The sequence below is a fragment of the Paenibacillus sp. J22P51 genome, from assembly GCF_059692215.1.
In genome coordinates this window covers 66,892-79,257 of record NZ_JCAUAZ010000023.1, presented here as the reverse complement: position 1 = coordinate 79,257, position 12,366 = coordinate 66,892, and the positions used below count along the sequence as shown (strand labels likewise).

At 48.9% G+C, this 12,366-nt stretch carries 10 protein-coding genes; all 10 read left to right on the top strand.

What is annotated here, in order from left to right; translation table 11 throughout:
* The first annotated feature begins 637 nt into the window (after positions 1 to 637).
* Complete coding sequence (locus tag AC58QC_RS28625) at positions 638 to 2,140, top strand: sugar ABC transporter ATP-binding protein (RefSeq protein WP_497418425.1); 1,503 nt, start codon at positions 638 to 640, stop codon at positions 2,138 to 2,140.
* 10 nt (positions 2,141 to 2,150) lie between these two features.
* On the top strand, positions 2,151 to 3,134 hold the full coding sequence (locus AC58QC_RS28620; protein WP_497418424.1) for an ABC transporter permease: 984 nt from the start codon (positions 2,151 to 2,153) through the stop codon (positions 3,132 to 3,134).
* 63 nt (positions 3,135 to 3,197) lie between these two features.
* Positions 3,198 to 4,205 (top strand): ABC transporter substrate-binding protein, encoded by a 1,008-nt coding sequence (locus AC58QC_RS28615; protein WP_497418423.1) that lies wholly within the window; start codon positions 3,198 to 3,200, stop codon positions 4,203 to 4,205.
* A gap of 116 nt (positions 4,206 to 4,321) precedes the next feature.
* The gene (locus AC58QC_RS28610) at positions 4,322 to 5,938 is read left to right on the top strand and encodes a response regulator transcription factor (RefSeq protein WP_497418422.1); all 1,617 of its coding nucleotides are present in this window, start codon (positions 4,322 to 4,324) and stop codon (positions 5,936 to 5,938) included.
* Complete coding sequence (locus AC58QC_RS28605) at positions 5,935 to 7,710, top strand: cache domain-containing sensor histidine kinase (RefSeq protein WP_497418421.1); 1,776 nt, start codon at positions 5,935 to 5,937, stop codon at positions 7,708 to 7,710. Before AC58QC_RS28610 ends, AC58QC_RS28605 begins: the two co-directional genes overlap by 4 nt.
* A gap of 31 nt (positions 7,711 to 7,741) precedes the next feature.
* Positions 7,742 to 8,722, top strand: coding sequence for a substrate-binding domain-containing protein (locus AC58QC_RS28600; protein ID WP_497418420.1), 981 nt, complete (start codon positions 7,742 to 7,744; stop codon positions 8,720 to 8,722).
* 148 nt (positions 8,723 to 8,870) lie between these two features.
* Positions 8,871 to 9,779: a hypothetical protein gene (locus AC58QC_RS28595; protein WP_497418419.1), complete on the top strand. Its 909-nt coding sequence runs from the start codon at positions 8,871 to 8,873 to the stop codon at positions 9,777 to 9,779.
* Positions 9,776 to 10,168 carry a DUF3905 domain-containing protein gene (locus AC58QC_RS28590; RefSeq protein WP_497418418.1) on the top strand — a complete coding sequence of 131 codons (393 nt, stop codon included), beginning with the start codon at positions 9,776 to 9,778 and terminating at the stop codon, positions 10,166 to 10,168. Before AC58QC_RS28595 ends, AC58QC_RS28590 begins: the two co-directional genes overlap by 4 nt.
* Before the next feature lie 130 nt (positions 10,169 to 10,298).
* Entirely contained in the window at positions 10,299 to 10,736 is a 438-nt protein-coding gene (locus AC58QC_RS28585) for a BrxA/BrxB family bacilliredoxin (protein ID WP_236288159.1), read from the top strand.
* A 793-nt stretch (positions 10,737 to 11,529) separates the two neighbouring features.
* The gene (nadE, locus tag AC58QC_RS28580; protein WP_497418417.1) at positions 11,530 to 12,339 is read left to right on the top strand and encodes an NAD(+) synthase; all 810 of its coding nucleotides are present in this window, start codon (positions 11,530 to 11,532) and stop codon (positions 12,337 to 12,339) included.
* Positions 12,340 to 12,366 lie beyond the last annotated feature (27 nt).

Genomic DNA, 12,366 nt, shown 5'->3' with positions numbered 1-12,366 from the left:
CACTAGTCACTCAACAAACCATCCCCACCAACAGCACGCCCTAGCACCAAGTTCCAATAACGCATCCAGCCAGGCACACAACACTAGTCACTCAACAAACCATCCCCACCAACAGCACGCCCTAGCACCAAGTTCCAATAACGCATCCAGCCAGGCACACAACACTAGTCACTCAACAAACCATCCCCACCAGTTAGTCAGCTTACCCGCGCCAGATTGGAAAAATCCACTAGAATGTTCTTTCAACTAGCCAAAAAGTGAATTTGATTGGATAAATCCATTCAAATTCTTAAAAAAGCCCCTTTTTCTCCCCGAAATGGGCTATCCCACTGGATTTATCCAATGTAGCGATGAATTTTTCGCCTATTTTACTCATTACATTGGATTTGTCCAATGGAGCTCGCCGTTCGGCGCCCAGCGCACGAGCACGATGAGCCTGGCCCTCACCGTATGAAGCCCGGTCTCGGACGTAGCGCACGGCGTCCCATGCCCCAGGCAGCTCCAACACCACATCCCCAAATCAGAAGATTTTCAACGTTTTTGAAGAGATTTATCCACTCTCATTCCAGCTTCTGGCAGGTAGAATGAACTCATAAGCGAGAGACATTACGAACAGGGCAATGAGGTGAGAAAGACGATGAGTGAAGAAGTTTTGCTTAGGATGGAAGGGATTGAGAAGCATTTTCCTGGCGTGCACGCGCTGCATAAGTGCCAGTTGGCCTTAGCGGCTGGTGAGGTGCATGCGCTAGTCGGTGAGAATGGAGCAGGGAAATCGACAATGATGAAAATTGCCACGGGTGTGTACCAGAAGGACGAAGGTCGCATCCTTGTGAAGGGGAAGGAAGTGAACATTCCCCATACAAGAGCAGCACAGCAGCTAGGTATTTCGATGATTCACCAAGAGTTGAACCTGATGCCAGATTTGACGATAGCACAGAATATTTTCATCGGCCGCGAGCCGAGGCACAGCATCAAGCTTTTCGTCGATGAACGCAAGCTGAACGAGCAAGCACAGCTACTCCTCGATCAAATGAATCTACAACTAGATCCACGGACGATGGTGGCGGATTTGACGGTCGCCAAGCAACAGATGGTTGAGATCGCGAAGGCGCTATCCTTTCAATCCGAGGTGCTGATTATGGATGAACCGACAGCGGCGCTAACCCACGCCGAGATTGAGGAGCTGTTCCGAATCATCAATCAGCTGCGTGCCCGCGGTGTGGGCATTGTCTACATTTCTCACCGGATGGAGGAACTGAAGCGCATTAGCGATCGCATCACGGTGATGCGTGACGGCCGCTATGTTGATACCGTGCAGACGGAGACGGCGTCGATCGATCAGATCATCGCGATGATGGTAGGACGTGAGCTCTATGTCAGTCCAAACCAGCAAGCGACAAACACCTCACAGACGAAGGTGCTTGAAGTTTCCAAGTTAAACCGCGGCTCAGCGGTGAAGGATGTATCCTTCCATCTGGCCAAAGGAGAAATCCTCGGCTTCGCTGGCCTCATGGGAGCGGGCCGCACGGAGGTGGCTAGGGCCATTTTCGGCGCAGATGCCATTGATTCCGGGGACATTCGCATCCACGGCAAACAGGTCAATATCAACGCCCCGCATGACGCTGTGAAGCATGGCATCGGTTATTTATCCGAGGATCGCAAGCGCTGCGGGCTCATGGTGGAGATGGATGTGAAAATGAACATCGCCTTGGCCTCTTACAAAAAGGCGCGGCGGCTTGGCTGGATGCAAGATGGCACCATCGGCCAGACTGCGCAGCACTATGTGGAAGCGCTTCAGATCAAAACACCGACGATTCATCAACAAGTGAAATTCCTATCCGGCGGCAACCAACAGAAGGTCGTTATCGGCAAATGGCTGCTGCGGGACTGCGATATTCTTATCTTCGATGAACCAACGAGAGGGATCGATGTAGGAGCCAAAACAGAGATCTACAAGCTGCTTGATGATCTCGCTGCACAGGGGAAATCGATCATCATGATCTCCTCGGAGCTGCCTGAAATACTACGCATGAGCCATCGCATCATGGTGATGTGCGAAGGTCGCATTACTGGTGAGCTGTCGCAGCATGAAGCGACCCAAGAAGCCATTATGAAATTCGCTACGATGCGGATCAGTTAGGAGGAGTCCAATGTCGACATGGCTTGCACAGAAAAAAATCGTACCCACCTTGTCTAAACAAAGCGGGGCTACACAGAAGCTGCTGGCGTTCGCCAGCTTGATCATGCTCGTACTCATCTTTTCCTTATCGTCGAGCAACTTTTTCCAATTCGATAACCTAGTCGCGATCATGCTATCAACCGCCGTTATCGGGGTTCTAGCCTTGGGCTCTACGTTCGTTATTATCACTTCCGGTATCGACTTAGCCGTAGGAACCGTCATGACCTTCTCAGCCGTGATGGCCGGTGTGATTATTACGACGTGGCAGCTGCCTATGCCGCTCGGCATACTCGGAGGCATTCTAGCCGGAGCGATCTGCGGCCTCATTAGCGGGCTGCTCGTAGCCAAAATGAAAATTCCACCCTTCATCGCGACACTCGCCATGATGATGGTGACGAAGGGCTTATCGCTTGTCATTTCGGGTGCGAAACCGATTTATTTTAACGACACACCCGCATTTACCCAAATTTCAATGGGTTCGATCATCAGTGGAATTCCGAACGCGATTCTCATCTTCTTCGGAGCCGCGATTGTGGCCAGCATTATTTTAACCAAAACGATTATTGGCCGTTACAACTTTGCCTTAGGGAGCAATGAAGAGTCCACGAGACTTTCAGGCGTCAACGTCGACTATTGGAAAATCGTGATTTACACACTGACAGGCGTGTTCAGCGGGATTGCCGGCATTATGATGGCATCCAGACTCAACTCCTCACAGCCCGCACTCGGATCTGGCTATGAGTTGGAAGCGATCGCAGCCGTTGTTATCGGAGGAACTTCCCTCAGTGGGGGCAAGGGCTCCATCCTTGGAACGGTTATCGGGGCGCTGATCATGAGCGTGTTGACGAATGGACTGAGGATTTTATCCGTGAAGCAAGAGTGGCAGACAGTCATCGTAGGTATCGTGATTGTGTTGGCGGTTTACGCAGATATGATGCGCCGTCGCAAGAAATAACCTTGGTATTTACTCCACAAGGAGTCCTATACAAACCAAATTAGGAATAAGGGGCGATCAACCGTGCAAAAACGGGCTAAGAAAATTGCTGTAGCGTCATCGTTAATCTTACTATCCGCTATCGTTTTGAGTGCATGTGGTTCCACTTCTACGAAAACAGCAACATCAACTGGAGGGACAACGACAGCAGCCGTGAAATCAGATAAGATCTACATTCCTGTCATCTCCAAGGGCTTCCAGCATCAGTTCTGGCAAGCGGTTAAACAAGGCGCTGAGAAAGCATCGAAGGAATTTAATGTTGAGATTACGTTTGAAGGTCCTGAAACGGAAACACAAGTCGATAAGCAAATTGAAATGCTGCAAGCGGCACTGGGCAAAAAGCCTGCGGCTATCGCTTTCGCTGCGCTTGACAGCAAAGCGGCTTCACCGCTGCTAGAGAAGGCAAAAGCGAGCAAAATCCCAGTTATCGGTTTCGACTCTGGTGTCGATAGTGACATTCCGGTAACGACTGCCGCTACGGATAATAAAGCTGCTGCATCGCTCGCCGCTGATAAAATGGCTTCACTTATTGGAAACGAGGGCGAGATTGCTCTAGTTGTGCATGACCAAACGAGCCGTACGGGTGTTGATCGCCGAGATGGCTTTGTGAATCAAATCAAAGCGAAATACCCGAACATCAAAATTGTAGATACGCAATACAGTGGTGATCCACTGAAAGCAACAGACTTGTCCAAAGCTATTATCCAAGCTCACCCGAATATCAAAGGAATTTTCGGTTCTAACGAAGGTGCGGCCATTGGGGTTATTAACGGGATTACAGAAAGCAAAAAAGATGGCAAAATCGTTGTTATCGGCTTCGACTCTGGTAAACAACAAATGGATGCAATTCGCAGCGGTAAAATGGCTGGCGCGATTACGCAGGATCCAATCGGTATCGGTTACTGGTCCGTGAAAGCAGCTGTACAAGCGATTAAAGGCGAAACGGTTCCGAAAAATATCGACACCGGCTTCCACTGGTACGATAAAACAAACATTGATTCGGCTGAAATTAAGGCACTTTTATACGAGTAATCAAGCAGAGAGGCTGGCCCCTAATGGGCAGCCTCTATTGTCATATACTGGGACTGGTGTGTACAATACATGTAAACATAGATGAGCTAATTCGATTTCGCCAGAGGTGAACACACATGTACACAATCATCATGATTGATGATGAGGATGAAGTCAGAGAAGGCATTAAGAAGAAAACGAACTGGGAAGCTTGTGGCTTCCAGCTTGTTGGCGATTACGATAATGGGCGGGACGCCTATGAGGCGGTTGAGCGGCTGCAGCCGGATGTCGTCATCACCGACATTAACATGCCCTTCATGGACGGACTTCAACTCACAGAGCGGATTGTAGCCAAATATCGCACCATTAAAGTCGTTATTGTAACCGGTTACGAGGACTTCGATTATGCGAAGCAAGCGATCAAGCTGAAGGTCAAAGACTATCTACTGAAGCCGATCAATAGCGCAGAATTCACCGAATTCCTGCAGAAGCTATGCGCAGAGCTGGATGAGGAGCGTAAGCAACGGGAGGACATCACCTTCCTCCGCCGTCAATTTCAAGAGAGCATGCCGCTGCTGCGCGAACGATTTCTGGAGCGATTGGTTACGTCCGGCATGAGGAAGGACGAGATCGAGCGTAAGCTGCCGATGTTTGACCTGCAGTTGAACGGAGCGGGGCATACGGTACTGGCGCTGGATATTGAAGATTTCGGGCGGGAGCTGTACAGTGACCAAGTAGCGGAAGAAGAGTTGCTGCGATTTGCGGCTTATAATATTTTGCATGAGATCGTGGAGAAAGAGCATGGCGGTACGGTTTTCCGAACCCGTGATGATAAGCTCGTAGGACTCGTGTCGGGTCACCAAGAGCAGGTGGAGGTCATCTGTCAGACGCTGGCCGAACAGGCGAGATATAGTATTGAGAAATATTTGGGGATGACAGTCACGGTCGGCATTAGCCGCATGTACGAGGGACTGCAGGAGCTGCCGAAGGCTTTTCAGGAAGCGCTTACGGCACTGGATTATCGCTTTCTTCTGGGAAATAATCGGATTATTGCCATCGGGGATATGGAGTTCGGCAGCAGCTTGGACAATACCAGCTATTTGCGGATGGAGAAGAGGCTCATCTCGGCCATCAAAACGGGGGAAAAGGGCGTCATTACCCAAACCCTGCAGGACTGGATCGACGATTTGAAGAAGTCCGCCTGTACGATGGATACCTGCTTTGGCAAGCTGCATAAATTGCTCGTCGCGCTCATGAATGTTGGGGTGGAGACGGGGCTGGAAGAGGAAGACGTGCTGGGTGATCATTCTTTCATGGAACTCTACGCGCGCAAAACCTTAGATGATGTGCGGCTTTGGTTAGAGGCCATCTGTTTATCTTTCGTAGATCGCTTGGCAGAGAAACGGACGCATGTGTCGCAAGCCCAGATGGAGTCAGCTGTTGCCTATATCCACGAGCATTATGCCGATGAGCAGCTTTCGCTGCAAGGGGTATGCAATCATATTTATATGAGCATGAGCTATTTTAGTGCCTTATTCAAGCCTCATACAGGAGAAACCTTTATCGAATATGTGACCCGTTATCGCTTGGATAAAGCCAAAGAAATGCTGGCGACCACACAGCTCAAAACGTATGAGCTCGCTGCCAAGGTCGGTTACGGGGATCCGCAATATTTTAGTGTTATTTTTAAAAGACATACGGGCATGACACCGAAGGAGTTCAGAGCCGCCAACAAGGCTGGGCTGAGCTTATGAGAAGTGTCCTCCATGCCTTTCAATTCAAAAGCATTCATACCAAGTTCGCGCTGGCCTTTTCTTGTTTAATTTTATGTACAACGGTCATTCTCAGCTATAGCGCTTATCGGCTCTCGACGGTCGCTGTTACGGATGCCTCGCTGACGTATACGAATCAGTTGATCGAGCAAGTCAATAAGAATATCCAAACCTATATCGGCAACATGGAGAGTATTTCTACGCTTTCGTTGAGTAACACGGATCTGAAGCAATATCTTTCTTTGAAAAATCCGCAGGATACAGAAGCGCAGCAATTGAAGCGCCAAATTAGCAATTATTTCAGCACCATTGTCGCATCGCGAAATGATATTGCTTCCATTGTGTTCATCGGTTCGAATGGCGCAGTTGTATCGGATCGGGTGTCACCCGAATTTAAGCCATATGCTGAGCTTATTTCACAGGAATGGTACACGAAAGCGGGCAGGAGTAAGGGGAATATCGTGATTTCGTCCTCCCATGTCCAGCATGTGTATCAAAATGAATATAAATGGGTCGTTTCGATATCGAAACAGATGCCGAACCCACTGCCTGGGGCTGCAAGCGGTGTGCTGCTTGTTGACCTGAACTTTAACCTCATTAATGATTTATGTAATCAAATTCAGTTGGGCCAACGGGGCTATGTCTTCATCCTCGACCAAAGCGGCGATCTGATCTATCATCCACAGCAGCAGCTGCTGTATTCGGGCTTGAAATCGGAGGATATCCGCGCACTGATGCAGGCCAAGGACAGTACGTTCGAGACGGTTGCATCGGATGAAAATAAGATCTACACCGTGCGCACAACGAACTTTGGTTGGAAAATTATTGGTGTGACCTATGCGGGGGATTTGAGTGGGAACAAAAAAGACATGCAGCTAACCTCCGCCATGTGGGGCGGAATTGCACTCATTATTGCACTGGCTATTTCGATTTGGCTGTCGATTACGTTGACCAAACCGATCAAGCAGCTGGAAGTGCACATGAAGCAGGTCGAGAAGGGCAACTTCGACATCCGCGTCGATGTGGAGGGTGCGAACGAGATCAGCAAGTTGTCACGAACGTTTAATCTGATGATTAGCAAAATCAAAGAGCTCATGAACCAGACGGTGCTGGATCAAGAGGTCAAACGGATTAGCGAGCTGAAGGCTTTGCAAGCGCAGATTCAGCCACATTTTCTATATAATACGCTGGATTCGATTATCTGGATGGCCGAGATGGGGAAGGTCGATGACGTTGTGACGATGACCTCTGCCTTGTCCAAGCTGCTTCGTTCGAGCATTAGCAAAGGTGAGGAGCTCATTCCCATCAGTGTGGAATTGGCCCATATCGAAAACTACTTAACGATACAAAACATCCGTTATCGCAATAAATTTACGTACGACATCGAGGTGGAGGCGGATCTGCTAGAGGACCGCAGTTTGAAAATCGTGCTGCAGCCGCTGGTCGAAAATGCGATTTATCATGGCATGAAGCACTTGCCAGAAAGCGGTCATATTCGCATAACGGGGCGGAAGCGTGATGGTGTTATCGAGTTGAAGGTCATGGATAACGGGGTTGGGATGAGCGAGGAGCAGCTGAAGGCTTTGAAGATGAAGACCCATCAATCACAATCAGGCAAAGGCTTCGGTTTGCATAATGTGAATCATCGTATCCAGTTGTATTTCGGCGAGCTATACGGATTGCATTTCGAAAGTGAGCTGGAAGAGGGCACGACGGTTACGATCACTTTTCCAGAGATGCCGTTCCATGCCTGATCAAAGTGAAGGCTAGAAGTGAGGTGTTCCATTGAAAATAAAAGTTGGCACGCTCGTGATTACGGTTGCCGTTGGTCTTTTTCTGATCTTGGGGTTCCTTGTCGTCACTAAGAGCCTGAGCGAGAAGAATGAATCGATCATTTTGATTCCGAAAACGATTGATCCGCATGTGGAATTTTGGCAGGTGCTGAATCAAGGTGTATTTGCAGCTGCAAAAGAGTATAATGCGGAGATTAAGATCAGGGGAACGGCATCCGAATCGCAAATTGATGAGCAGATTAAGCTTGTGGAACAAGCCATAGCGGAGAAACCGAAGGCGATTATTCTGGCTGCTACGGATTACAATCGGCTCGTTCCCGTTGCGCAGCGTGCGATAGATGCAGGCATTACGCTGATCACGGTCGATTCGGGTCTTGAAGGCGGTGTTTCAGAAAGCTTTATTGCGACGGATAATTACGCGGCTGGGCGCAAAGCGGTGGAAACGATGAAGGGTTATGTGCAGGGGCCTGCAACCTATGCCATCGTTAGTTTTGTGAAAACCTCGAACACTCAAATGGATCGCGAGAACGGGGTACGAGACAGTTTGAAGAGCGATACTTCTATAAAGCTGCTAGATACGTTGTATAGTAACGGTTCCGAGGACAAGGCGTATGAGCTGACAAAGGAGCTGCTTCGGGAGCATTCCGATATCAGCGGCATATTTGGCTTGAATGAGCCATCCACGATGGGCGCGGCGCGTGCGCTGAAGGAGTTGGATCCCGACCGAACGATTAAGCTTGTGGGCTTCGACAGTTCGATGAATGAAATCTCGTTCCTAGAGTCGGGGATTTTGCAGGGGACCGTTGTGCAGAAGCCTTTTAACATGGGGTATTTAGCTGTGAAAACAGCCCTCCAGGCTCACCGCGGCGAATCCGTCCAACGCATAATGGATACGGGCTCTGAGGTCATTACCAAAGAGAATATGTATACGAACGAGAATCAGAAGCTGTTGTTTCCTTTTGTGGGGAAATAGAAAGCAGCGCATTGGCGTTCTGTCAGTTCGAGATAATTAGACAAACACCTCAGGTCTTCGGCAAATTTCCCAGGAAATATTAGGCAGGATGTCGAAACTTAAGAAGGTTAAGAGATGTGGGATTAGGAATAAGAGTCGGAGGTTACGTATGCCTGATGTGGTACAAATGGGACCGCTGCAATTGCAGGGAAAACTAGTAGCTTTGCTATTAGCGTGTGTGTTCGGATTCTGGCTGATGCGGCGAGCTTTGCGGCAGTTGGATCGGGTAGATATTGAAGTGCCTGCTACTGCTACGGATCGGAGCGCCGTAAAAGGTATTGATGATCTGATCTTAAATGGGATTTTGATTGTGTTCTTTACTTGGCGCTTAGGCAGTCTCTTGACGCAGCCATCCTTGCTTTGGGAGAGCCCGATGAAGCTGCTCCTAACGGCAGGCTCTAATATGGAGATTATCGTAGGCATCGTATTGGCCTATATCTATTTAACGTACCAAGTGCGTAAGAGGGGCATTGCTTGGCGGCTTTTGCTTGATATTCTCGCTATAGGCGCTGCATCGGCTGTGTTCCTGTATACGGCGTTGACACCTACCTTCGGGCTACCAACTACATTGCCATGGGGCATTGGCGTGGAAGGCACTGTGTCGCGGTTTCATCCGAACCATGCGTATCTGGCAATGTTGCTAGTACCGTTAGTAGTGTGGCAGCAAGTGCGGGTAGCTCGTTCGACGACGGTTATAGGAACAGGAAAGCTGCTTAAATATACCTTGTTCTATGGGGGTGCAGTGGGAATGGTTGCGAGCTATTTCGCTTCTGCCGAGCCAACTGCGGTGTATCTCAGCCCTGAGCAGTTGCTGAATCTACTCCTAATGATCATTGGAATGTTTCTTCCTATTTTGTCACATACTACGGGCAGAAGGGAGCTGATGGATATGAGTCAGAACGATTCCAAAACGCAAATCCAGCAAGAACAGCAAAACCAAGAACGCGCCAAATCACCTGCAAGTAAAGAGGGCTATGTCGATAAAAAACTGGACGGTCCCAACCGCCCATCCACATGAGTCAAGATCAGAAGAAATCGACCACGACATCCAAGGACCAGAGCGAGCTCGATCCGTACGAAATCGATTTTTTGCCGCAGTTTGAGCAGGGACGCGGACCGCGTGCACCATTTGTAAATGAATACGGCGTCACCATCGGTGATCATGATTATGAATCCGACAATTCGCCACTGGAGCAGTGGACATCGGATACGAACCCCGAGGTTATGGCGGGTGATCAGTGGGTTCATCCCTTTAAGGATGTCGGCTTCCAAAGCGCCGAGAATCGGGAGCTGTTTGAAGAGGGCATCGTGCCGCAAAGCGGAATTTTTACCCATCCGGATAAAAATGTTGCCTTCGAGCCGGGAGAAGCTATTGGTAAGGAGAAAGATGATAAAGCGGAAGCCTAACAGCTTTCGCTTTATTTCTTTGTCACGAAGCTGGGACATTGGACTTTGCTTTCACCGTTAACGGATGTATAATATAAGTTGTAGTCATTACGTTTTAAGAGTAACTATTAAATCCTAAGGGGTGGCACATATGGCAATGTCTTTTGATTCATACATGAAAGATATGGTTAAACCGATGAGAGAAGATTTGACTCGTCTAGGAATTACGGAGCTTCTAACTCCTGAGCAAGTTGAGGAAGCGATTGAGAAATCCAAGGATGGTACGATGCTGCTTGTCGTGAACTCCGTTTGTGGCTGTGCTGCTGGTCAATGTCGTCCAGGTGTAGCGAAAGCTCTACAGAATGAAACAGTTCCAACTTACACATATACAGTGTTTGCTGGTCAAGAGAAGGATGCTACGGCAAAAGCGCGTGAATACTTGGCGCCATACCCGCCATCATCCCCATCCATCGCGTTGTTCAAGAATGGTGAGCTAGCTCACTTCATTCAACGTCACCAAATCGAAGATCGTTCCGCTGATATGATCGCTGGCGATTTGATTGGTGCTTTTGAACAATATTGCAAATAATACAAGCAATGAACCATAGAGCCCAACTTGCCATGAGCAAGTGGGCTTTTTCTTATGGCAGCATGTATATTCGTCCTATGAGAACGATGTAGGGCAGTGTCGCTATCCGTGAGTTAGTCGAAAAAATCGACTAACTCGATAGCCCCGGCGGCTCTACAGGTGGAGTTAGTCGAAAAAATCGACTAACTCGATAGCCCCAGAGGCCTTACAGGTGGAGTTAGTCGAAAAAATCGACTAACTCGATAGCCCCCGAGGCTCTACAGGTGGAGTTAGTCGAAAAAATCGACTAACTCGATAGCCCCCGAGGCTCTACAGGTGGAGCTAGTCGAAAAAATCGACTAACTCGATAGCCCCAGAGTCCTTACAGGTGGAGTTAGTCGAAAAAATCGACTAACTCGATAGCCCCCGAGGCTTTACAGGTGGAGTTAGTCGAAAAAATCGACTAACTCGATAGCCCCGGCGGCCTTACAGGTGGAGTTAGTCGAAAAAATCGACTAACTCTATAGCCCCCGAGGCTCTACAGGTGGAGTTAGTCGAAAAAATCGACTAACTCTATAGCCCCCGAGGCTCTACAGGTGGAGTTAGTCGAAAAAATCGACTAACTCAATAGCCCCCGAGGCTCTACAGGTAGAGTTAGTCGAAAAAATCGACTAACTCGATAGCCCAAGAGTCGTATAGCCGTTTTTCGTAATTTACTGTTGATGATGACACTTTGAAATTTGAATGCCGAAAGTCTATACTAGATCTCAAAGAAGGCATCATTCCAAAATTTAGATAAAAGGTGGAGAGTTGCATGAGTTTGCAAACAGAAATCATCGCGAAGCTCGGTGTTAAGCCGGAAATTGATATTGATGAAGAGATCCGTAAACGTGTGGATTTTCTGAAAAATTACGTGCTTGGCGCACACGCCAACGGCTTGCTGATCGCCATTAGCGGCGGTATTGACAGCGCGGTGGCGGCAGGACTATGTAAGCAAGCAACGGACGAGCTGACAGCGGAAAAAGGCAAAGAATATAAAACTGTTGGCGTATTCCAGCCTTATGGTCAACAAGTGGACATCGAAGATAGCTACGCTGTGGCCAAAGCCTTCGATTTGAAATATCAAATCGAGAACAACATCGAAGAGTCCGTCGATGAGATTGCCATTGAAGTCGAGTACGGCCTTAAGCATATCGGCGTTCACCAGCATGTAAGCCGCGGCGGCAAAGGCAACATCAAGGCGCGTACGCGCATGGTCATGCAGTATGCCTTGGCTTTCGAGCTTGGCTTAATCGTCGTAGGCACGGATCACGCGTCCGAAGCGATTACGGGCTTCTTCACGAAGTACGGCGACGGTGCAGTCGACATTACGCCGCTGAGCACGCTGAACAAACGTCAAGTGCGTTCACTTGCGGCGAAGATCGGCGTTCCGCAAAGCGTGCTGGATAAAGCTCCGACAGCCGGACTCTGGGACGGCCAAACGGACGAAGACGAGCTAGGCATTACCTACGGGGATAACAGCGACTACCTCGAAGGCAAGCAAATTGATCCAGCTGTGCAAGAGAAGCTGGAGAAGCAATATTTGAAAACCGAGCATAAGCGTATTCCGATTCCGGGTGTGTAAAGATTTGGCTTAAGCACGAGTAGAACG